Source organism: Porphyrobacter sp. MBR-49, from assembly GCF_053628655.1.
The window spans coordinates 53,072-75,190 of sequence record NZ_JBRJGU010000008.1 but is presented as its reverse complement, the minus strand read 5'-3'; the positions used below and the strand labels follow the sequence as shown (position 1 = coordinate 75,190).

The following is a 22,119-nucleotide window of genomic DNA, read 5'->3' as shown; positions in this document are numbered from 1 at the left end:
TGCGGACAATGTTTCACGTGAAACATTGGCGGAACATCAGCAAAACCGGCGCGTCTATCCGATCCATTCCGCGATGATCCGCGCCGCATCCGCCGGGTCTTCGAGCGGGTGGAAATGGGTGCGGTCGGGTCGATGGAGATCGGTGCCCTGCGGCAAGATTTTGGCAAGATCAGGCCAGGTCGGAGAGCTTGTGAAATCACCCATGCCGGTCTGCTTGGCGCGCACCACCAGCACCGGAATATCGACCGTGCGCGCCGCATCCAGAATCGCACCATTGCTGCGGCTGGAGGCATAGACGCTGGCCTCCACCTCAGGCGCGCAGGCGAGTTCATACCCCTCGCCCGATGGGGCCGGGACAAGGCCGTGGCGGCAGTAATCGGCGAAAACGCGGCGGTCGAACAGGCGATAGGGATCGCGGGCCGCAAACCGTTCGATCATCGCTTCGGGTGAGGCAAAATCGCGCTTGCGGCGGATTGTGGGGTGGGGATTGTCTTCGGAAAACAACGGCTCCGGCGTAGCGTAGAATGCGGGCGCGAAGATCACCGGATCGAACAATACCAGCCGGGTGAACACGCCGGGATGGTCGGCGGCTGCCTGCAGCAGGGCGTGCGCCCCCATCGAATGGCCGATGCCAATCGCGCCAGTGATCCCCGCCGCGCCAAGAAACCCGGCAATATCACTCGCCGCCAATCGCCAATCGCTGATCGGCCCGCCGCCGGATTGCCCATGCCCGCGCAGATCAACCGAATAGACGGGATGCGCGGGGAATTGTTCGATAATCGCATCAAACACCCGCCCGTGAAACCCGGTGGCATGGGCAAAGATCAACGGTGGCTGATCGCTGTCCGGTGCGGCCCAATGGTGCACGGCCAGCGTGATATTATTGACGGCATAGGTCTGGGTGATCGGGGCAATGCGGTGCGGTATCATGCCGCTGCCAAACCGGATCGCGCCGGTGGTGTCAATCACGCGGTTTTGGCAGAGGCAAGCTCAACATCACCGCGATGGCGAACGAAATGCAGCGCCTCAGCCAGCCGCGACGGCGCGATCAGGTGCAGACCCGCGCCATAGAGCACCACGCCCAGCGGCACCGCCAGCATCAACGCCAATAGCGGCATCAGATCAGGCGGCAGCAGCGTCATCAGCCCCGCCACACCCGCCGCCATCGCCAGCGCGGCGGCCAGCGGCGGCGCGATTGCGCGCATCAATCCGTCAATCCGCAGGCCAAGCAACCCGCCCGAAAACCGCACCGTTGCCGCCGTCAGCACGCCCATGCCGCCAACCCAGCCCCAGGCAAATCCGTTCACACCCCATTGCGACCCGATCAGAAAAGCGCAGGGCATCACCACGCTCCCCAGCATCGCGATTTTGAGCGCCATGCCCGGCACGCCGCGCGCATTGGTGGCGGGGGCAAACAGGATCTGCAGGGTCATCATCGCCATCGCCGCCGAAAGGACTGGCAGCAGCGGGACGATCTCGACCCACTGATCACCCAGCAGCACCGGCACCAGCACCGGCGCGACCACCGCCATTCCGGCATAGGCGGGCAGCGCCACCAGCATCACCAGCCGGATCGTGGCGAGCAGCGCCGCTGCGCCTGCGTCATTCTGACCATCGGCCTGCTGGCGCGAATAGGCGGCATAGGCGACTTCGTTGATCGGCGGCACGAACTTGGACGCAAGCAATTGCGCCAGAAACAGCCCGGTGGTGTAAACCCCCAGCATATGCGGATCGAGCACCCGGCCCGCGATCATCACATCGGCCTGACTTTGCACGAACCAGAACAACTGGGTCACGGTCATCACCCCGCCAAAGCCCGCGATATGGCCTACGCCGGAAAAGCGGAAAATCGGGCGGATCGGCGATTTTGCAGCCCAGGTCATACCGATCGCTTCGGTCACAATCATCACCAGCGGGGCGGCGACCAGCGTCCATACCCCCCACCCGCTCAGCGCCCCGGTCAGCGCGGTGGCCGCTCCGGTAAGCGCCGCGGCAAGGCGCACCTGCGCCGGACGGCGGAAATCCATCCGGCGGCTGAGGATCGCGTGCGGCAGCGCGCAAAACGGCACCGCCAGATACAGCAGCGATAACACCCGCAGCAGATCGGCAACCTCGGGCTGGCCAAACCACAGCGCCACCAGCGGCGCAGCGAGAAACTGCGTCAGCGCCAGCCCGCCATTGAGCAGGATCAGCATCCCCAGCGTCTGGCGCAGGCGTTCCTCGCTCACCTCCGCCTCGCGGATCAGCGCGCTGGCAAGGCCCCAGCCGTTCATGGTGCTGAGCAGCATCAGCATCACCTGCGCCATCGCGAACAGCCCGTAATCATGCGGAGCGAGCAGGCGGATCACGATCAACGTCGAACACCACGACACGATCTGAGTGAATATCTGGCTTCCCGAGCGCCAGATCACCGCCGTGCGCACTTGCGCGGCGAGCGATGGGCGAGAGGAGAGGGGGGCGATGTCAGCCATGCGCCAAGCGCCGCGCGGGCGCGCCGATTTCCAGCGGGAAACCCGCTATTGCCGCGACCGTCAACGGGTCGGCTGCAATCGTGCTTTCGAACATCATACACCTGCTACGCCAAAAGGCGGCTGCGGCGTTAAGCCTTAGCGCAGCGGTGTAACCACGCGGTTAACCAACCGCCGTGGGCGGATTTAAGGCGCTAACCTTAGAACACAACCACAGAGCGGATCGACTTGCCTTCGTGCATCAGTTCAAACGCGGTGTTAATGTCCTCCAGCCCCATCACGTGGGTGATCATCGGGTCGATCTGGATCTTGCCGGTCATATACATATCGACGATCTTGGGCACATCGGTGCGGCCCTTGGCCCCGCCAAACGCGGTGCCGCGCCAGTTGCGCCCGGTGACAAGCTGAAACGGGCGGGTGGCGATTTCCTTGCCCGCTTCGGCCACCCCGATGATGATGCTGGTGCCCCAGCCGCGGTGGCAGGCCTCCAGCGCGGTGCGCATCACTTCGGTATTGCCGGTCGCATCAAAGGTGTAATCCGCGCCGCCATCGGTCATTTCGACGATCTTGGCGACGGTTTCCTCGCGGCTCAGCCCCTTGGTGTTGAGGAAGTCGGTCATGCCGAATTTCCGGCCCCATTCTTCACGCGCAGGGTTGATATCCACCCCGATGATCTTGCCCGCGCCCGCCAGCCGCGCGCCTTGCAGCACGTTGAGGCCGATCCCGCCCAGTCCGAACACCGCGACATTGTCGCCGACCTGCACTTTGGCAGTGTTGGTGACTGCGCCGACCCCGGTTGTGACCCCGCATCCGATATAGCAGGCGGATTGGAACGGCGCGTCCTCGCGGATTTTGGCGACCGCGATTTCGGGCAGCACGGTGAAATTGCTGAAGGTGGAACAGCCCATGTAGTGATAGATCGGTTGACCTTTATAGCTGAACCGGGTGGTACCATCGGGCATCAGCCCCTTGCCCTGCGTGGCGCGGATCGCGGTGCACAGGTTGGTCTTGCCGCTGAGGCAGCTTTTGCACTGGCGGCATTCGGGCGTGTAGAGCGGGATCACGTGATCGCCGGGCTTTACACTGGAGACACCCGCGCCGACCTCGCGCACGATGCCTGCGCCTTCGTGGCCGAGCACGCTGGGGAAGATGCCCTCGGAATCCAGTCCGTCGAGCGTATAGGCGTCGGTATGGCAAATGCCGGTCGCCATGATTTCAACTAGCACTTCGCCGGGCTTCGGGCCTTCGAGGTCAAGCTCGACGATTTCGAGCGGTTGTTTCGCGGCGAAGGCAACGGCGGCGCGGGTTTTCATGGGTTTGGTCTCCTTTGCGGGCACCTATTCCCATGCTGCGCCCGCTTGGCAAGTCTCACCTGCTAGTAGGAACGGCTTCGTGATCGAAGGGGCAATGACGACACGCCGAACCGCAGCACTTGCCGCGCGTGAGATGGGCCACCCGCGTAAACACGGTGTAGCCGGTTTCAGGATCGCGATAGGTCGTCTCCCCGCGCGCGCAGGCGGCTTCGTGCAGGGCGTGCCACGGGGGTTCGGTCATGCCGCGCGGCGATAGGGGCAAAATGCTTTTGATGCCATAAGCGAAACAAAATTGCCGTGATGGGCAGGATACCGGCTTGCGCGCGTTACGCTTTTGCGCTCTGTGTTTCGGTCATTGAACCATCGCATCCTTCGGAGAACGCCCTTGCGTTTCGTGCTGTTTGTCGCCGCCCTGCTGTTTGCCATGCCTGCCCTCGCACCCCTTTCGGCTCAGGGGATCGAGCAGACCAAGGGTGATTACGAGGACAAGTTCCGCCAGCTTGATGAAGTGCTGCCCACCCCCAACACCTACCGCAATGCCAGCGGCGCGCCGGGGCATGAATATTGGCAGCAAAAGGTCGATTACCGCATCACTGCCGAATTGGACGAGCCGCGCCGCAGGATCACCGCGCGCGCCACCATCCGCTACACCAACAATTCGCCCGACAGCCTGCCGTGGCTGTGGATGCAACTGGATCAGAACATCTTCCGCAAGGATTCGATGGCCGAACTGACCGATGCCTTCGGTGGCCCCGGTCGGCGCGGGCCGAAGGTGACGCTGGGTTCCGGCGACACGCCGACCAAGCTTTCGATGGACGAATTGCGCCGCCAGCAGGCGATGGCCGACAATTCCTATGGCTATGATATCAGCGCGGTACGGGACATGGCGGGTGCGGATTTGCCGCACACCATTGTCGGCACACTGATGCGGGTTGATTTGCCGCAGCCGCTGGCACCGGGGGCCAGTACCGAATTCGCGATCGAATGGGCGTTCAACATCGTCGAGGAAGATGCGGTGGTTGCGCGGTCAGGCTATGAACATTTCCCCGATGATCCGCGCAAGGGCGGCAACGACATCTTCCTGATCGCGCAATGGTTCCCGCGCATGGTCGCCTATTCGGATTACGAAGGCTGGCACAACAAGGAGTTTCTGGGCCGCGGCGAATTCACGCTGGAATTCGGCGATTACGAAGTCGCCATGACCGTACCGGACGATCACATCGTGGCATCGACCGGCGTGTTGCAAAACCCCGACGCGGTGCTTACCGCCGCGCAGCGGCAACGGCTGGAAGCGGCGAAGAACGCCGATGCGCCGATGTTCATTGTCACCCCGCAGGAAGCCGCCGCTGCCGAAGCTGGCGGCCCGCGCGGCACCAAGACCTGGCAGTTTTCCGCCACCAACGTGCGCGATTTCGCCTGGGCCTCCAGCCGCAAGTTCATGTGGGACGCGCAAGGGGTGAAACAGCCCGGCGCCGAAAACGAAACCGTGATGGCGATGAGCTTCTGGCCCAAGGAAGGCGGCGATCTGTGGCGTAAATATTCGACCGCCGCGGTGGCGCACACGCTGAAAGTCTATTCGAGCTTTAGCTTTGATTACCCCTATCCCACCGCGCAGTCGATCAACGGGCCGGTCGGCGGGATGGAATATCCGATGATTACCTTCAACGGCCCGCGCACCACCCTGAACAAGGATGGCAGCCGCACCTATTCCGAGGCAGAAAAGGTGTTTCTGGTGGGCGTGGTGATCCACGAAATCGGGCACATCTACTTCCCGATGACGGTCAATTCGGATGAACGCCAATGGACGTGGATGGATGAAGGGATGAATTCCTTCCTCGATTCGGTCGCGGGGTATGAATGGGATCCCGATATGCCGTGGACCCGCAGCCTGCCACGCGACATGGTCAGCTATATGGTGTCAAGCGAACAGCAGCCGATCATGACGCAATCGGATTCGGTCACCAATCTCGGTGCCAATGCCTATGGCAAGCCCTCCGCCGCCTATCACCTGCTGCGCGATACCATCATCGGGCGCGAACGGTTCGATTTTGCGCTGAAAGAATATGCTCGCCGCTGGAAGTTCAAGCGGCCCACCCCGGCGGATTTCTTCCGCACGATCGAGGAAGCATCGGGCACCGATCTCGACTGGTTCTGGCGCGGGTGGTTCTACACCACCGATCACGTCGATATTGCGCTCGATTCGATCTACCGGCTGAAAGTCGATACCAAGAACCCCGATGTCGATCTGCCGCGCCGCCGCAAGGAACGCGACGAGGAGCCTGATCCGGTCGGCGTCGGGCTGAATAAACAGCAGCGCCTGCCGATCTGGGTGCTCGAAAACCCCGGCGTGACCGATTTCTACGACGATAATGATCAGTTCACCGTCACCCCCAAGGATCGCAAAAGCTACACCGATTTCCTCGAAGGACTGGACCGCTGGGAACGCACCGCGTTTGATCGCGCGGTGAAGGAAGACGCGAATTATTACGTCCTCAACTTCAGCAACAAGGGCGGTCTGGTGATGCCGATCATCCTTGGTTTGACCTTCAACAACGGCAAGACCGAGAAGATGATGATCCCGGCGGAAATCTGGCGGCGCAACGCGCGCGAAGTCGCCAAGTTGCTGGTGTTCCCCAAGGGCAAGGAATTGGTGCAGGTGGTGGTCGATCCAGACTGGGAAACCGCCGATGCCGATATCGAAAACAACCACTATCCGCGCCGGATCATCCCGAGCCGGATCGAAGCCTTCAAGGATGAAGCCAGCAAGGCCCGCGTCAGCCGCGACCTTATGGGCGAAGCCGCAGGGGCCGAGAAAGTGAAAGACCGCAAGTGATGCTGCGCCGCGCGTTCCTGCTGATCGCGCTGCTGCTTGCCGTCCCGGCTTGGGCGCATCAGCAGAAAATCGCGATCAGCACGATATCGGTCAACCCGCGCACGGATCAGCTCGAACTGGTGCATCAGGTGCCGGTTCACGACGCCGAACACGCGCTCAGGGTGCAGGGGATAAAGGTGCCCGATATCATCGGCAGCGCCGATAGCCGCGAAGCCTTTGCCCACTATGTCGCGCGGCGGTTTCTGCTGGAGATCGATGGTGAGCCGATCGCGCCCAGCTATGTCGGGAGCGAGATCAGCGGCGGCAGCCTGTTTGTCTATCAGGAAGCGCGCGCGCCGCCGCCGGACGCGCAAATCCGGGTGAATTCGCAGATCCTCACCGATGTCTGGGCGCGGCAGGAAAACCGGGTCAATATCGGCAGCGGAACAAAGGTGATCACCTTCATCTTCACCGCCGGGGACACCGCGCAGAGCGCGCTCTTGTCCCGGTAATGGCGTGCCCACCGGGTGCAGCGGCGGCGGCGTGACGCATTCACCCTTGAAACTGATCGCAACTTCCTCGGTTCCTTCGCCGACATAATTCGTTGCAAAACCACGGTCACGCTCTAGGAATCGGCGCGGGGGGCTGGACTGGTGCATGACTCGACCGAATTAGCCGCATCCGGAATTGCGGTTCTGGGGAGAATGTTTGGCGAATTCCGGCTCGAGACGGCGGGCGGTGCCCCGTTGTTGCTCAGCAATCGCCGAGGCATGCTGCTGGTTGCTTTGCTGTGCCTTCAGCCGGATCGCCGCCTTGATCGAGAGACGCTGTGCCAGATTTTGTGGCCTGACCGGTTTCAAACCCAAGCCAAGGCCAGCCTCAGGCAATGCCTGCTGGATCTCCGCCATCAGTTCGAGAACGATGGCTTGGGCAATCTCCTGATTGTCACGCGCTCGGCGGTCGCGCTCGATCGCAATCTTCTGCTGTCCGATCTGTCCATGCTGGAAGACGCGTTGGAACAGGGCGATGCCGATCAGGCCGCGACCATCCTCGAAGGCATCGTCAATCTGCCAATCCTGCAGGGCATGACATTCAACCGTGCTTTCGATGGCTGGCTTGCGCTCAAACGGCAGGAGGTCGATGCGAGGCTGCGTCAGGCGATTGCGCGGCTGGTCACAGAATTGCGGGCAGCGGGTGAGCCTGAACTGAGCGCACGACTGAGCGCTGCCTCGCAGGCCCGCTATCCGGCCGCACGCAGCGCCGCCGAAATCGCGCTTGCGGTTTTGCCCTTGGGTCAGATCGATCATGTCGGCGGCGACTTCTTTCTGGCGGAGGGCATCACCGATGAATTGAGTGCGCGGCTGGGCAAGGTGGAAGGCATCGCGCTGGCCGGACGCACATCGATCCTTGCGGTCGCGGAACGGGGGCAGACGCTGACCGAAATGGCCGCCAGCCTCAGGGTGACGCATCTGGTTGAAGGCGAAGTCACGCGCACGCATGATAGCATCACAGCCCGTATCGCCCTGATCGAAGGCGCAACTGGCACCGAAATCTGGGCAGACCGGATCACCGGTTCGATCGACGATTTTTTCGATTCGCGCAAAGTCATCGGCAATAATGTGATTGCGGCAATCTGCCGGGTGCTTGGCCTGTCGCTATCACCGGCGCCAATGCGGCGGATGACCACCAACCGCGCGGCCTATGCCCTGTATCTGCAAGGCCTTTCGCTGTTGCGGCGATCAATCTCCGATGGCGCTGCGGCCAAATCGGTCGAATTGCTGGAGGAGGCGCTGACGCTCGATCCCGAATTTGCCGAATGCTGGACCGCGCTGGCCGATGCCCATGTCCACAATGCGGTCTATACGCCGTGTCTCGACCGGGTCGAACGGTCGCGCAAGGCGGCGGACTGCGCTCGGCGGGCGGTCGCGCTCGATCCGGGTCAGGGGCATGGGCTGACGATTCAGGGGATTCATGAATGGACTCGCCAGAACCCGGCGGGCGCGCTTGACCTCGCGTTCGAGGCCTATGCCCGCGAGCCGCGCAATGCCGATGTCGCGCTGCGGCTGGGGTCATTCCTGCTCTATATCGGTCGAACCCGCGCCGCGCTGCCATTCATCGAGGCGGGGGTTGAACAGGACCCGGTCTATGGGCGAAATTACGTAATTCTTGCCACCGCATATTTCAACCTGGGCGAGATGGACGCGGCGCTGGCGGCAGGGCAGCGGATGGTCGATCTGGGGATGCCCGGAATGTGGCTGGCCGCGATCCAGGCGGCGAGCGGCGCACATGAGCAAGCAACCGCGACCTATTATGCCTCGCGCATGCTGATGAATACGGTGATCCTGCCCCCGGCCGGCACCGAGCCGATGAACGATACGGTGCGCGATGCCTATTGGGGGATTGGCGCAAGGGGGTGTTGCAGCGGCGATGACAGCGCACGCATGGCCTATTGCGCCATGCTCGATGGGTTGCACCAGACCATGCCCGATCCGCATGACCCGACGATCGCCTTCCCCGCGATCTGGATGGGCCATGCTGATCTGGTGATGAAAATCTATCGTGAACGCATCCATCCGGCCAATATGTTCGGCCTGATGAGCCTGTGGGCCGATGTCGAGCCGATCCGTCGGATCCGGCTGCATCCGGGCTTTATGGACTTTGCCGAAAACATCGGCCTGGTCGAGGCGTGGAACCGCCACGGCTGGCCTGATCTGATGCCGGAAGGGCCGCACGGGGCCTGAACGGCTACGAATTGACGCTTTTTTGACGATCCGCCGGGTTGACCGCACCCCGCTGCGACAGGCATTTTGGCATCTGTCATATCGCACTGGAATCCAGCTGTTTTGAACACCATCCCGACCATCGGGATCGGCGCAGGATGCGTTTTGCCTGTGTTGTTCTTAACCGGAATGGTCGCCAGCAGATGACGCGAATTGAGCAGGCAGAGGCCAGCCGCAACCGGGCCGAGTATCGCCCAGTCGGTGGTGCGATACTGCTGCAAGAATACAGGCCGCGCTGACGGGGGGAAGCGCGGCTTGAGCTCCGGTGGGTGGGGATGCGACCACTCCGCCCACCGGACTTCGTCCAGATATGTTCCCCCAAGGGAATACTATCATGGCGATGCCATCACCCAAACTTGCCCATGTTGTCTATCGCACGCACCAGCTTGAGGCGATGCTGCGCTGGTATCGGGCCGTGTTCGGGGCGGAGATCGTCTATCGCAACCCCGCGCTCGCCTTCCTTACTTTTGATGATGAACATCACCGGCTGGCCTTTGCCGATCTTGGGGTGATTGCCCCTGATGGCGGCGATGCTGCGCAGGCCCCGGTCGGGGTGGATCATGTCGCCTACGAAGTGCCCTCGCTAACGGTATTGCTGGAAACCTGGGAAGACCTGAAAGCCAAGGGGATCGAGCCCTATTGGTGCGTCAATCACGGGATGAGCGCTTCGCTCTACTACGCCGATCCCGATGGCAACCAGATGGAGTTCAGCGTCGATTGCTTCGCCAGCAAGGGCGAATGCCGCGATTATTTCCAAGGCGACAGGATCGGCGCCAACCCGGTCGGAACCGAATATGATCCGGCCGATTGGCTCGCCCGCTTGCGCAGCGGGGCGAGCGAGGCGGAATTGCTGGCGATCGACCTTGCCGCGCCGGTTTCTCCCATCCGCGGGCGGCTTGAGGCGCTGTCTGCGTGACACACGGCCGCCCTTCGCGTTGCAATTTTGACCTGTCGGGCAAAGTCGCGCTCGTCACAGGCGGCAACCGGGGGATCGGGCGCGCGATAGCCATTGGTCTTGCCCAGGCAGGCGCAGCCGTCGCGATCCTGGCACGCAACGCCGATCGCAATGCCGAGGTTGAGGCCGAACTGGAACGGATCGGCCGCCGCACCCACGCCGATATTCTCGATGTGACCGACCGCACCGCGCTCGCTCCCGCGATTGCGAGCGTGGAGCGCGCGCTCGGCCCGATCGATATCCTCGTCAACAATGCCGGCAATACTGATGTCAGCGGCGGTGTCCTGCACCAATCGGAACAAGGCTGGGACAACGCCATCGCCACCCATCTGACGGCAACTTTCCTGCTGTCAAAGGCCGTGGCGGCATCGATGCAGCAGCGCGGGCACGGCAAGATCATCAACCTTGCCAGCATGTATTCGATCTTCGGCGCGGCAGCCGTGCCGTCCTACGCCGCCGCCAAAGGCGCGGTTGTGCAACTGACCAAATCCATGGCGATCGAACTCGCGCCGCACGGTATCCAGGTCAACGCCATCGCGCCGGGCTGGATCGCGACCGAAATGACGCAGATCGCGCGCGCCGATCCCGATTGGAGCGATTTCAACGCAATGCTTATCGCGCGGACTCCGGCGGGGCGGTGGGGCGAACCGCAAGAATGTGCGGGCGCGGCGGTGTTTCTGGCCAGTCCGGCCGCCAATTTCGTCACCGGCATCACCTTGCCGGTCGATGGCGGATATTCGGTGTTCTGATGGGGTGCGCCGCGCATCGAACCAGTATCAACCGACAAGTTTGGACAAGTAGGGGGTAATTCCATGACGAGTGCAGCCATTCGATCGCCCATGATCGGCTCCGCCGAAGCGACACCCGACACGCCGCGAACGGGGCCAGCGACCGACCGGATCGTTGCGCTCGACTTCGTCAGGGGAGCAGCGCTTTTCGGCATTCTGCTGATGAACATTACCGGCTTCGGCCTGCCCCACGCCTATGGCAATCCCACGAATGCCGGCGGTGCCGAGGGGCTCAACCTGCTGTCCTGGGTGATCATCCAGATCGGTTTCGAAGGAACCCAAAGAGGGTTGTTCTCGATGCTGTTCGGAGCAGGCATCATCCTGTTCACGTCCCGGCTGGAGGCGAAGGGCCGCACTGACGTCGCCGATATCTATGCGCGCCGCAACCTGTGGTTGATCGCGTTCGGCATGATCAATGGCTTCTTCCTGCTATGGAGCGGCGACATCCTGTATTTCTACGGGCTGACCGCGCTGCTGGTCTTTCCGTTCCGCAAATTAAGCGCGAAGTGGCTGATTATCATCGGTGTCGCGGGCCTGATGGCGAACGCGCTCTGGAACGCCAAGGACACTTCGGACTTGATGCGCAATCATGCCGCCTATGAGGCATCGCAAACCGAAGGGGCAAAGCTGACTGCCGATCAGAAAGCATGGGCCGGTGAATGGGCGTCAGCGCTGGAAGAATACAGCCCGTCACCCGAAGCCCAACAGGATTATGTCGAAAAAAGAACCGCCAGTTACTGGAGCGCCTTTGCGCAGGTCGCGCAAGAGACGGCCCATGCAGAGAGCTGGTATTTTTACCGCTGGTTCTTCGATGTTTTCAGCATGATGCTGATCGGTATGGCGCTGTATAAAATGGGCGTTCTCACGCTAGCGCGTTCGCTCCGTTTCTACCTTGCGTTGATCGTGTGCGGTTATGGCGTCGGGCTGACTGTCAACCTGTTCGAAACACGCTGGGTAATCGATAACGGGTTCAGTCTCCTCGCCATGAGCCAGTCCCAGATCACCTATGACCTTGGGCGGATAGCGACCACTGCGGGGCACCTCGGCCTGCTTTTGCTGATCGTGCGATCGGGTGTGTTTCCCCTGTTTCAGCACGCGCTGGCCTGCGTCGGGCGGATGGCGTTCACCAATTATCTCACCCATTCGCTGGTCTGCGCGATCCTGTTCGTGGGTCTGGGCCTGTTCGGACAGCTTGAGCGGCACCAGCTCTATTATGTCGTGTTCGCGATCTGGGCGGCGCAGCTGATCATCAGCCCGTTGTGGCTTCGTCATTTTCAGATGGGCCCGCTCGAATGGCTCTGGCGCGGTCTGACCTATGCCGAGTTTCCGAAGTTTCGGCGCGAAGCAGTGGTCGCCGGATGAACGCGTTCTAATCTGGGGCTCTGGGGCTCTGATCCTTTGATGCGCTGGCGCCGGACTGGCCGCTTGTTGCAATCGGCCGAGCGTTCACCTATCCTTGCGGGTATGGCCCGGTTGAAAGCTTTTGTGTTGATATGCTGCATTGTCAGCCTGTTTGTGCAGAGCACTGCCTATGCTGCTGCCCCTTCGCAAAGCGCGATGGGCGCAGGTTCTGCTTGTGCCGAGATGATGGCCCACGCAGCCAGCCCGTCTGATACACCAAATTGCTGTGCAGATATGGCCTTGGGCTGCCTTGGCATGATGGGCTGTGTCGCCCCCTTGGCAATGACCGGGCCGGATCAGACCGCACCCACTCATGCGCTGATCAACCCCGCGATCTATACGGCGCAGCTTGCCAGCAGGCTTTACGGTAAGCTGATCCCGCCGGAACTCACGCCTCCCCAAACCAGCTTCACCATGTAGCTTGTGTCAGCGGGGCGATTGCCCCTTGCCTGACACTATTGCGCAAGGTGCGCGCCTGATTGACCCATTGCAGGCTGTCAGGCGCCGTAATCGCAGCCCCCCCCTGTTGGGGCCAACGCGAGGCGAAGAGATGAACTGGAAAATTTGCTGGTTGCCGCTGTCCGCATTGGCGGCGGCGTCTGCCGTCCACGCGCAGCCGATCGGCTATGCCGAGGCGCTGCGGCGAGCACAGTTGGAGCAACCCCTGCTAGAGGCCCGCGCATTGCAAGCGCAGGCCGCGCGTGAAGCCGTGGGGCCAGCCGATGAGCTGCCCGATCCGGTGCTGCGCGGGGGGATTACCAATCTGCCAGTAACCGGCCCGGTCGCCTTCAACCCGGATCGTCAGCTTCCAACCCAGATTCAGTTAGGAATCGAACAGGCGATCCCCAACTTGGCCAAGCGCAATGCGCGGGAAGGGCTGGCGCTATCGGACACGCAGGTGTCGCAGGCCCGGCTGATAATGGCGCGCCGCGATGTGGCTGCGGCCACCGGTCAGGCATGGATCAGGCTCTATTTCGCGCAGCAGCGGTTGGCGTTAGCCCAGTCAGCGCAAGATGATCTGCGCGCGCTTGTGCCGGTGGCGCGCAGCGCGGTCGCGGCAGGATCGGCGCGGCCCGCCGAAAGCCTCGAAATTCGCCGAGCGCTGCTCGATCTTGATGACGCGCACACCCGGATCGAGGCTGACTTGGCCAGCACGCGGGCGCGGTTGGTGCGGTTCCTGCCCGGCTCTGATCCGGTGGCGTCGGGCGCGGCCCCGCCCGCCGATGCCGATGCCGCAAGGCTGCGCGCTAATCTTGCCAGCATTCCCGAAGTTCAGATGACCGATGCGGTGGCTGCGCGGGCCGATGCCGCAAGCGATCTGGCGCGGGCAGACCTGCGGCCCGATTTCGGCGTCAGCGCCACGTTCGGGCGGCGCGATCCCGATTTCGGCAACGCCGTTTCGGTATTGGGTTCAGTTACTCTGCCGCTGTTCACCGATAAGCGGCAAAGGCCGCGCATCGCCGCAGCCGAAGCGCAGGCGATGGCCGCCGCTGCCGAGCGGCAGGACACGCTGCGCGCGATCACCGCGCAATTCGAATCCGATCTGGCCGCATGGCACAGCGCGATGCGCCAATGGCAGCGCGCACGCGATGAATTGCTTCCCCTGGCGCGCGACCGGGCTGATCTGGAAACCGCGAGCTTTGCCGCAGGCCGCGCCGATCTGATCGACGTGATCGCCGCCCGCACCGCGCTGGCGCTGCTCGAACTCGACATCCTCGAACGCGAGGCGGCTGCGGTTGAGGCCGCCGCCGTTCTGCGCCTGACCTATGGAGAGCACATGCTATGAGCAGTGGTTGGAACAATCTGTCGGCTCGCCAACGGATGCTTGCTGGCGGCGTCATGCTGGCACTGATCAGCGGCGCGGCGGGATATGGCCTGTCGATGCTTGGCGGCGGTGCCGATACCGCAGGTGGCGGCACGCAGGCGGAATGCGAGGTGCTCTATTGGTATGACCCGATGGTGCCCGGCCAGCAGTTCGACAAGCCCGGCAAATCACCGTTCATGGATATGCAACTGGTGCCCAAATGCGCGGGCGAAGATACCGCGCAGGCTGGGGTCAGCATCGATCCGGCGCTGGTGCAAAACCTCGGCATCCGCACGGCTGAGGCCGCGATGGGCGCGCTCGATACCGAAACCACCGTCACCGGCAGCATCGCCTATAATGCGCGCGAGGTTTCGATTGTGCAGCCGCGTTCGGGCGGGTTTGTCCAGCGCACCTATGGCCATGCGCCCGATGATGTGGTGGCGGCAGGCACCCCGCTGGTCGATCTGCTGATCCCCGAATGGGGCGGGGCGCAGGCTGAATATCTCGCCGTCGCCGCCACCGGCGATGGTGCGCTGACCCGCGCCGCGCGGGATCGGTTGCGCCTGCTGGGAATGCCCGACAGCACGATTGCCGCGGTTGCCCGCAGCGGAAAGCCGCAATCGGTCATCACCATCACAGCGCCCAGTTCCGGTGCGATCACCACGCTGGCGGTGCGACGCGGGATGAGCGTGGTGAGCGGGCAGACCTTGGCCGAAATCACCGCGCTCAACCCCGTATGGCTGGAGGCCGCCGTGCCTGAAAGTCAGGCGGGCGACATCAGCATCGGCCAGACCGTGCGGGCCGCGCTGACGGCCTATCCCGGCGAGCTGTTCTCTGGCAGGATCACCGCGATCCTGCCGAGCGCGCAGGCGGACAGCCGGACGCTGACCGTGCGCGCCGAATTGCCCAATCCCGGCCTGCGGCTGCGACCGGGGATGTTCGCGCAAGTCACGCTGTCACCCGAACCACGCGCAGCGCTGCTGATCCCGGCGGAAGCGGTGATCCGCACCGGGCGGCGCAATCTGGTGATGCTGGCGCAGGGCAAAGGCGGGTTCCTGCCCGCCGAAATACGCATCGGGCGCGAGGCCAATGGCCAGGTCGAAGTGCTCGCCGGGCTGGCGGCAGGCGAACAGGTGGTGGTGTCGGGCCAGTTCCTGCTCGATTCCGAAGCCAGCCTTTCGGGCATAAAGGTGCGGCCCATCGCTGAAGGGGCAAACAAGTGATCGCGCGGATCATCGACGGCGCGATTGCGGGCCGGGTGTTCATCGTGCTCGCTGCGATCGCGCTGACGCTGGCCGGACTGTGGGCGGTGCGCACCACGCCGGTCGATGCGTTGCCCGATCTGTCCGATGTGCAGGTGGTCGTGCGGACCAATTTCGCCGGGCAAGCCCCGCAGATCGTCGAAGACCAGGTCACCTACCCGCTGTCGACCACCCTGCTTTCGGTTCCGGGCGTGGAAACCGTGCGCGGCTATTCGATGTTTGGTGACAGCTTCGTCTATGTCATCTTTGAAGACGGGACTGACCTTTACTGGGCGCGCAGCCGGGTGCTGGAATATCTCAGCCAGGCGCAGGGCGATCTGCCCGCCGGGGTGTCGCCGCAGCTTGGCCCCGATGCCACCGGGGTGGGCTGGATTTACGAATATGCGCTGGTCGACCGCAGCGGCGGGCACGATCTGGCGGGGTTGCGCAGCATTCAGGACTGGTTCCTGCGTTATGAACTGCAAACCATCCCCGGCGTGGCCGAAGTCGCCAGCGTGGGCGGGATGGTCAGGCAATATCAGATCGTGCTCGATCCCTATCGCATGGCCTCGCTCGGCGTCACCCATGCCGAAGTCGTCAGCGCGGTGCAGGCCGCCAATCAGGAAACTGGCGGTTCGGTGGTGGAACTGGGCGAGGCCGAATATATGGTTCGCGCCTCGGGCTATCTCGCCAATCTCGACGATTTCCGCCAGATCGCGCTGCGCACCGCGCCGGGCGGCGTGCCGGTGACGCTGGGCGATGTGGCGCATATCCAACTGGGGCCGGAGCTGCGGCGCGGGATTGCCGAATTGAACGGCGAAGGCGAGGTGGCCGGCGGCATTATTGTGCTGCGTCAGGGTGCCGATGTCCGCACCGCGATTACCGCAGTCGAGGCGCGGCTCGATCAATTGCGTGCCAGCCTGCCGGACGGCGTCGAGGTGGTCACCACCTATGATCGCTCGCACCTGATCGATGCCTCGGTCCGCAATCTGACGCACAAACTGATCGCCGAATTCATCATCGTCGGCATTATCTGCGCGCTGTTCCTGTGGCACGCGCGGTCGGCGCTGGTGGTGATCCTGACCTTGCCATTGGGCGTGCTGGCCGCGTTTCTGATCATGCGCTTTCAAGGGGTAAGCGCGAATATCATGTCGCTGGGCGGCATCGCGATTGCGATTGGCGCAATGGTGGATGCCGCCATCGTGATGATCGAAAATGTGCACAAGCATATCGAACACCGGATGGACGAACGCCCCGATACCGCCATTTCGGGCGAGGAGCGGTGGCGGATCGTCGCCGCAGCATCGCGCGAAGTTGGCCCGGCGCTGTTCTTCAGCCTGCTGATCATTACCCTGTCGTTCATTCCGGTATTCACCCTTCAGGCGCAGGAAGGGCGGCTGTTCGCGCCGCTGGCCTTTACCAAAACCTATGCGATGGCGGCTGCCGCGATCCTTTCGATCACGCTGGTGCCGGTGCTGATCGGCTGGCTGGTGCGCGGCAAGATCCCGCGCGAGGACAGCAACATCCTCAACCGCACGCTGACCCGTGCCTATCGCCCCGGCCTCGATTGGGTGATGCGGCGGCCCAAAGCGGCGCTGGTGATCGCCGCGGTGGTGTTTGCGACCACCTTGATCCCCGTCGCGCGGCTGGGAGGCGAATTTCTGCCGCCGATGGACGAAGGCGATCTGCTCTATATGCCGACCGCCTTGCCCGGCCTGTCACCTGCGCAAGCCTCGGCCTTGCTTCAACGCACCGACCGGATGATCAAATCCGTGCCCGAAGTCGCCACCGTGTTCGGCAAGGCGGGCCGCGCCGATACCGCCACCGATCCTGCCCCGCTGACGATGTTTGAAACCACCATCCGGTTCAAGCCGCGCGATCAATGGCGCGCCGGGATGACCCCCGAAAAACTGCTGGAGGAACTCGACCGCGCTGTGCAGGTGCCGGGCCTCGCCAATGTCTGGGTACCGCCGATCCGCAACCGCATCGACATGCTGGCAACCGGGATCAAAAGCCCGATCGGCATCAAGCTGTCGGGTGAGGATCTGGCGCAGCTGGAGCGAACCGCGGTGCAGGTGGAACGCGCGGCAAGGCAGGTGCCGGGGGTCAGTTCGGCGCTGGCAGAACGGCTGACGGGCGGGCGCTATATCGATGTCACCATCGACCGGGTGGCAGCGGCGCGTTACGGCCTCAACATCGCCGATGTGCAGCAGATCGTGGCGGGCGCCATCGGCGGGGCGAATATCGGCCGCACGGTGGAAGGCGTGGCGCGCTATCCGATCAATGTCCGCTACCCGCGCGAAATCCGCGATAGCGTGGACGAATTGCGCAACTTGCCGCTGCTGACGCCTGCGGGCGGGCAGATCACGCTGGGCACTCTCGCCCGCATTGCGGTGAGCGATGGGCCGCCGATGCTGAAAAGCGAACAGGGGCGGCCGACCAGCTATGTCTATGTCGATGCGCGCGGGCGCGATCTGGTGGCGGTGGTGGGTGATATCCAGCAAGCGGTGGCGCGCGATGTCACCCTGCCGCCGGGGGTCAGCCTGTCCTATGCCGGGCAGTTCCAATATATGGAACGCGCCTATCAGCGGCTGCAAATCGTGGTTCCGGCGACGCTGGGAATCATTTTCCTGCTGCTCTACCTGATCTTCCGGCGGCTGGATGAAGCGCTGTTGATCATGGCCACGCTGCCGTTTGCGCTGACCGGCGGGTTCTGGCTGCTTTATCTGCTCGGCTATAACCAGTCGGTGGCGACCGCCGTGGGGTTCATCGCGCTGGCCGGGGTTTCGGCAGAGTTTGGCGTGGTGATGATGATCTATCTCAAATCCGCGCTAGCCCGGCACGGGGACGATCCGGATGCCGAAGCGGTGTCGGCGGCGATCCGCGAAGGGGCGCTGCTGCGGGTGAGGCCCAAGGCGATGACGGTGGCGACCATTCTGGCGGGGCTGCTGCCGGTGCTGATCGGCACAGGCGCGGGTTCCGAAGTGATGAGCCGCATCGCCGCGCCGATGATCGGCGGAATGATCACCGCGCCGCTATTATCAATGTTCGTGCTGCCCGCCGCCTATCTGCTGATGCGGCGGCGCGGGCCAAGGCGACGGGTTTGAAGCCTACGTGGCGCAGATGCTGATGCCCGAACTGCGACCCGGTGCGGTGGTCAATATAGGCAACGCCCGCTGAACCTGCCGCTGCGGTGCCGCCAACCGTCACCCCTTGTGCGCGGCGATCCATTCTTCGACCACGGGGGCGACCTTGGTGCGCCAGCGGCTGCCGTTGAAGATGCCGTAATGGCCTGCGCCTTCGGCCATGTAATACCGCTTTTTGTCGTCGGGCAGGTTGGGGGTCAGCTTCAGCGCGGCCTTGGTCTGGCCGAGGCCTGAAATATCGTCGCGCTCACCCTCGATCGCCAGCAGCGCGGTGTCGGTGATCCGGGTGATGTCGACCAATTCGCCCTTGTGGCGGAATTCGCCCTTGGGGATTGAATGGTTCTGGAACACTTCTTCGACCGTCTGGAGATAAAACTCCGCCGTCATGTCGCATACAGAGCGATATTCGTCGTAGAAATCCTTGGTCGCCTGCGCGCTCGCCTCGTCTCCGGCGGTCAGATGTTTGAACATCTCATAGTGGCTCATCATGTGGCTACGCAGGTTCATGCTCATGAACGCCGATAGCTGCATGAAGCCGGGATAGACCCGCCGCCCGCTGCCGGGATATTTCATCGGCACGGTGGCGATCACCGATTGGCGGAACCATTCGATCGGACGCTGCATCGCCATGTTGTTGACCACGGTGGGGCATTCGCGGGTGTCGATCGGCCCGCCCATCATCGTCAGCGTAGCCGGCGTCGCGGGCGATTTATGCAGGTTCAGCAGCGCGGTCGCGGCAAAGGCTGGCACCGATGGCTGGCACACCGCCATCATGTGGATGCGTTGCCCGCCCGCATCATCATGGATATGCTCGGCAAATTCGATCAGATAGTCGATATATTCATCCAGATCGAACTGCCCGGCGCTTTGCGGCACCATCTTGGCATCGGCCCAATCGGTAATGAACACTTCGCAGCTTTCGAGCATCCGTTCGACCGTGCCGCGCAGCAGCGTGGCGTAATGCCCGCTCATCGGGGCGACGATCAGCAGGCGCGGACGGTCAGCAGGCGCGCCTTCGACCGTAAAGCGCAGCAGATCACCAAACGGGCGCTTGATCGCGGTGCTTTCGCTTACCGCGTGGGCTTTGCCGTCGATGGTGACTTCGGTGATGCCGAAAGCGGGCTTGCCATAATGCGCGGTGGCGTGGGCGAACACGTCAAGCGCATTGGCGGCCATCGGCCCCATTCCGATATAGCCGAACGGATTGGCCGGATTGGAAAGCACGCCGACACTGATCGAGGCCAGCGCACTGGCGCTGTTCATCCAGCTGCGTTGAAGCTCATAGGCGTGGTAAAGCATCGTTTGGCTCTCCGTCATCGCGAACAATCTGCGCCTCTCACCGGGGCACTTGGGCCTCCAGATGGCCCCTTGCGCGCTATTGTGCAATGCACAATTGTGGCAATCTTGTGAACACGGGTTGTCAGAGCGGCACTTTTTGCGCGTGAAATTCGCGCCAGCCACGGCTAGAGCGCTGCGGATATGGACGGCAAACCTCTCGATCGCGAAATTTCCGACGCTCCCGCTGGCAGTGGGCCAGACGTGTTGGACACACGGGCAATCGCGACGGATACAGAGGTAGGGGCAGGGGCCGAGGCCGAACCTGCCACCCGCCCACGCTCGCTCGCGCCGCTCAGGATGGTGTTTGGTGCAGCGGTGCAATATCCGCGTCAGATCGGCCTCGCGCTGCTGGCGCTGGTGATCACCTCGGCTGCGACACTGGCGATCCCGTGGCGGTTCAAGGTGATTATCGACGAGGCGTTCGGCGGCACCGCCAATGCCGAACAGATCGGCCACGCCTTCCAGTATCTGCTGATGATCGTGCTGATCCTCGGCATCGGCACCGCGCTCAGGTTCTATTTCGTCAGCTGGCTGGGTGAACGGGTAGTGGCTGATATCCGGCTGAAAGTGCAGGAAAACCTGCTGCGTCTTTCGCCCGGCTTCTACGAGGTCAACAGCCCCAAGGAAATCAGCAGCCGGATGACAAGCGACACCGCGATCATCGAAAACGTGGTCGGCACCACGATTTCGGTGGCGCTGCGCAATTCGCTCACCGCGATTGGCGGGATCGGGCTGCTGCTATATCTCGCCCCGTCGCTGACGCTGGGCCTGCTGATCGGCATCCCGCTGGTGATCGCGCCGATTGTCTATTTCGGGCGCAAGATCCGCACTGTTTCGCGCACCAGTCAGGATCGGATCGCTGATGTTGGCGCCTATGTCACCGAAGTGCTGTCGGCGATGAAGATCGTCCAGAGCTTCGGGCAGGAACGCCGTGAAAGCGCGCGCTTTGCCAGCGTGGTCGAGGAAACCTTCGCCACCGCGCGGCGGCGGATCGTGCTGCGCGCGGCGATGACATCGATCGTCATCCTGCTGGTGTTTGGCGGGATCGTGGTGGTGATGTGGCGCGGCGCGCTGGCGGTATCGGAAGGCGTGATCAGCGGCGGGACGATTGCCGCATTTGTGCTGACCGGCGGGCTGGTGGCGGGCGCGCTGGGGTCGCTCACCGAAGTGTATGGCGATCTGCTGCGCGGCGCGGGCGCGGCGAGCCGGCTGGCCGAACTGCTGGAAGCGCGGGCCGATATCGCCCCGCCTGCGCGGCCCGAAAGCCTGCCGCAGCCACCGCGCGGCAGCCTGTCTTTCCGCAATGTCACCTTCCGCTACCCCGCACGGCCTGAAACGGCGGCGCTGAAAGACTTCACGCTCGAAATCGAGCCGGGGGAGACGATTGCGATTGTCGGGCCTTCGGGTGCGGGCAAGTCGACGATTTTCCAGCTGGTCGAACGGTTTTACGATCCGCAGGGCGGCACCATCCGCCTGGATGGCGTGCCGTTGACCGCTGCCGACCCGGCTGACATTCGCGCGCGCCTTGCGCTGGTGCCGCAGGACGGGGTGCTGTTCAGCGCCAATGCCCGTGACAACCTGCGTTACGGCAAGTGGGACGCGAGCGACGAGGACATCTGGAACGCCGCGCGCGCCGCCAATGCTGAAACCTTCCTGCGCGCGCTGCCAAGCGGGCTGGACACTTACCTTGGCGAAGGCGGCACGCAGCTGTCGGGCGGGCAGCAACAGCGCGTCGCCATCGCCCGCGCGCTGCTGCGCGATGCGCCGATCCTGCTGCTGGACGAGGCGACCAGCGCGCTGGATGCGGAAAGCGAACAATTGGTGCAGCAGGCCCTCGAAAAGCTGATGGCGCAGCGCACCACGCTGGTGATCGCGCATCGGCTGGCGACGGTGCGCGCGGCAGACCGGATCATCGTGCTCGATGAAGGCCGGATCGTCGAACAGGGCACGCATGATGCGCTGTCCAAGGCGGGCGGGCTGTATGCGCGGCTGGCGCGGCTGCAATTCACCCACGCCGCCGCCTGATTTCCCTCCGGTTTTCGACGAAACGCCTGAGCCGCCGGACAAAGGGCG

General features: G+C 63.2%; 17 protein-coding genes. 11 read left to right on the top strand and 6 right to left on the bottom strand.

Going from position 1 to position 22,119, the window contains the following annotated elements; translation table 11 throughout:
* Positions 1 to 54: 54 nt before the first annotated feature.
* From ACSSV3_RS12080 to ACSSV3_RS12065, 4 genes are all read right to left on the bottom strand, one after another.
* Positions 55 to 969 (bottom strand): alpha/beta fold hydrolase, encoded by a 915-nt coding sequence (locus ACSSV3_RS12080; protein WP_354326208.1) that lies wholly within the window; start codon positions 967 to 969, stop codon positions 55 to 57.
* Complete coding sequence (locus ACSSV3_RS12075) at positions 966 to 2,471, bottom strand: lipopolysaccharide biosynthesis protein (RefSeq protein ID WP_354326207.1); 1,506 nt, start codon at positions 2,469 to 2,471, stop codon at positions 966 to 968. The genes ACSSV3_RS12080 and ACSSV3_RS12075 overlap by 4 nt, the downstream gene beginning before the upstream one ends.
* A 197-nt stretch (positions 2,472 to 2,668) precedes the next feature.
* Positions 2,669 to 3,781: an S-(hydroxymethyl)glutathione dehydrogenase/class III alcohol dehydrogenase gene (locus ACSSV3_RS12070; RefSeq protein ID WP_354326205.1), complete on the bottom strand. Its 1,113-nt coding sequence runs from the start codon at positions 3,779 to 3,781 to the stop codon at positions 2,669 to 2,671.
* 55 nt (positions 3,782 to 3,836) lie between these two features.
* Complete coding sequence (locus ACSSV3_RS12065; RefSeq protein ID WP_354326203.1) at positions 3,837 to 4,022, bottom strand: DUF5522 domain-containing protein; 186 nt, start codon at positions 4,020 to 4,022, stop codon at positions 3,837 to 3,839.
* A gap of 153 nt (positions 4,023 to 4,175) precedes the next feature.
* On the opposite strand from ACSSV3_RS12065, the gene ACSSV3_RS12060 reads away from it, so the two are divergent.
* The gene (locus ACSSV3_RS12060; protein WP_354326288.1) at positions 4,176 to 6,614 is read left to right on the top strand and encodes a M1 family metallopeptidase; all 2,439 of its coding nucleotides are present in this window, start codon (positions 4,176 to 4,178) and stop codon (positions 6,612 to 6,614) included.
* Positions 6,614 to 7,105, top strand: coding sequence for a DUF6702 family protein (locus ACSSV3_RS12055; RefSeq protein WP_354326286.1), 492 nt, complete (start codon positions 6,614 to 6,616; stop codon positions 7,103 to 7,105). Before ACSSV3_RS12060 ends, ACSSV3_RS12055 begins: the two co-directional genes overlap by 1 nt.
* A gap of 159 nt (positions 7,106 to 7,264) precedes the next feature.
* Here ACSSV3_RS12055 and ACSSV3_RS12050 read toward each other — a convergent pair whose 3' ends face one another.
* A complete protein-coding gene (locus ACSSV3_RS12050) occupies positions 7,265 to 7,501 on the bottom strand; it encodes a hypothetical protein (RefSeq protein ID WP_354326202.1) in 237 nt (78 codons plus the stop codon).
* Positions 7,502 to 7,519: 18 nt separating this feature from the next.
* Here ACSSV3_RS12050 and ACSSV3_RS12045 point away from each other — a divergent pair, with 18 nt between their 5' ends.
* The 8 genes from ACSSV3_RS12045 to ACSSV3_RS12010 all read left to right on the top strand — a co-directional run bounded on the left by ACSSV3_RS12045 (position 7,520) and on the right by ACSSV3_RS12010 (position 18,669).
* Complete coding sequence (locus ACSSV3_RS12045; RefSeq protein WP_354326201.1) at positions 7,520 to 9,334, top strand: tetratricopeptide repeat protein; 1,815 nt, start codon at positions 7,520 to 7,522, stop codon at positions 9,332 to 9,334.
* A 373-nt stretch (positions 9,335 to 9,707) separates the two neighbouring features.
* Positions 9,708 to 10,289 (top strand): VOC family protein, encoded by a 582-nt coding sequence (locus tag ACSSV3_RS12040; protein WP_354326199.1) that lies wholly within the window; start codon positions 9,708 to 9,710, stop codon positions 10,287 to 10,289.
* Entirely contained in the window at positions 10,286 to 11,077 is a 792-nt protein-coding gene (locus tag ACSSV3_RS12035; protein WP_354326197.1) for an SDR family NAD(P)-dependent oxidoreductase, read from the top strand. Before ACSSV3_RS12040 ends, ACSSV3_RS12035 begins: the two co-directional genes overlap by 4 nt.
* 63 nt (positions 11,078 to 11,140) lie before the next feature.
* Positions 11,141 to 12,478, top strand: a complete 1,338-nt coding sequence (locus ACSSV3_RS12030; protein WP_354326195.1) for a DUF418 domain-containing protein — start codon at positions 11,141 to 11,143, stop codon at positions 12,476 to 12,478.
* 102 nt (positions 12,479 to 12,580) lie between these two features.
* Entirely contained in the window at positions 12,581 to 12,937 is a 357-nt protein-coding gene (locus tag ACSSV3_RS12025; protein ID WP_354326193.1) for a hypothetical protein, read from the top strand.
* A gap of 130 nt (positions 12,938 to 13,067) precedes the next feature.
* Positions 13,068 to 14,303, top strand: coding sequence for a TolC family protein (locus ACSSV3_RS12020; RefSeq protein ID WP_354326191.1), 1,236 nt, complete (start codon positions 13,068 to 13,070; stop codon positions 14,301 to 14,303).
* A complete protein-coding gene (locus tag ACSSV3_RS12015) occupies positions 14,300 to 15,544 on the top strand; it encodes an efflux RND transporter periplasmic adaptor subunit (RefSeq protein ID WP_354326190.1) in 1,245 nt (414 codons plus the stop codon). The genes ACSSV3_RS12020 and ACSSV3_RS12015 overlap by 4 nt, the downstream gene beginning before the upstream one ends.
* A complete protein-coding gene (locus ACSSV3_RS12010) occupies positions 15,541 to 18,669 on the top strand; it encodes an efflux RND transporter permease subunit (RefSeq protein WP_354326188.1) in 3,129 nt (1,042 codons plus the stop codon). The genes ACSSV3_RS12015 and ACSSV3_RS12010 overlap by 4 nt, the downstream gene beginning before the upstream one ends.
* A 99-nt stretch (positions 18,670 to 18,768) precedes the next feature.
* On the opposite strand, the gene ACSSV3_RS12005 is transcribed toward ACSSV3_RS12010, so the two are convergent.
* A complete protein-coding gene (locus tag ACSSV3_RS12005) occupies positions 18,769 to 20,007 on the bottom strand; it encodes a polyhydroxyalkanoate depolymerase (protein ID WP_354326284.1) in 1,239 nt (412 codons plus the stop codon).
* 336 nt (positions 20,008 to 20,343) lie between these two features.
* On the opposite strand from ACSSV3_RS12005, the gene ACSSV3_RS12000 reads away from it, so the two are divergent.
* Positions 20,344 to 22,071 carry an ABC transporter transmembrane domain-containing protein gene (locus ACSSV3_RS12000; RefSeq protein ID WP_454184817.1) on the top strand — a complete coding sequence of 576 codons (1,728 nt, stop codon included), beginning with the start codon at positions 20,344 to 20,346 and terminating at the stop codon, positions 22,069 to 22,071.
* Positions 22,072 to 22,119 lie beyond the last annotated feature (48 nt).

What these genes read in the sequence shown, in the direction of transcription:
- ACSSV3_RS12025 (WP_354326193.1), top strand. Translation starts at nt 12,581, where the DNA reads ATGGCCCGGTTGAAAGCTTTTGTGTTGATATGCTGCATTGTCAGCCTG.
- ACSSV3_RS12065 (WP_354326203.1), bottom strand. Translation starts at nt 4,022, where the DNA reads ATGACCGAACCCCCGTGGCACGCCCTGCACGAAGCCGCCTGCGCGCGC.
- ACSSV3_RS12050 (WP_354326202.1), bottom strand. Translation starts at nt 7,501, where the DNA reads ATGGCGGAGATCCAGCAGGCATTGCCTGAGGCTGGCCTTGGCTTGGGT.
- ACSSV3_RS12075 (WP_354326207.1), bottom strand. Translation starts at nt 2,471, where the DNA reads ATGGCTGACATCGCCCCCCTCTCCTCTCGCCCATCGCTCGCCGCGCAA.
- ACSSV3_RS12020 (WP_354326191.1), top strand. Translation starts at nt 13,068, where the DNA reads ATGAACTGGAAAATTTGCTGGTTGCCGCTGTCCGCATTGGCGGCGGCG.
- ACSSV3_RS12040 (WP_354326199.1), top strand. Translation starts at nt 9,708, where the DNA reads ATGGCGATGCCATCACCCAAACTTGCCCATGTTGTCTATCGCACGCAC.
- ACSSV3_RS12000 (WP_454184817.1), top strand. Translation starts at nt 20,344, where the DNA reads ATGGTGTTTGGTGCAGCGGTGCAATATCCGCGTCAGATCGGCCTCGCG.
- ACSSV3_RS12005 (WP_354326284.1), bottom strand. Translation starts at nt 20,007, where the DNA reads ATGCTTTACCACGCCTATGAGCTTCAACGCAGCTGGATGAACAGCGCC.
- ACSSV3_RS12070 (WP_354326205.1), bottom strand. Translation starts at nt 3,781, where the DNA reads ATGAAAACCCGCGCCGCCGTTGCCTTCGCCGCGAAACAACCGCTCGAA.
- ACSSV3_RS12015 (WP_354326190.1), top strand. Translation starts at nt 14,300, where the DNA reads ATGAGCAGTGGTTGGAACAATCTGTCGGCTCGCCAACGGATGCTTGCT.
- ACSSV3_RS12030 (WP_354326195.1), top strand. Translation starts at nt 11,141, where the DNA reads ATGACGAGTGCAGCCATTCGATCGCCCATGATCGGCTCCGCCGAAGCG.
- ACSSV3_RS12055 (WP_354326286.1), top strand. Translation starts at nt 6,614, where the DNA reads ATGCTGCGCCGCGCGTTCCTGCTGATCGCGCTGCTGCTTGCCGTCCCG.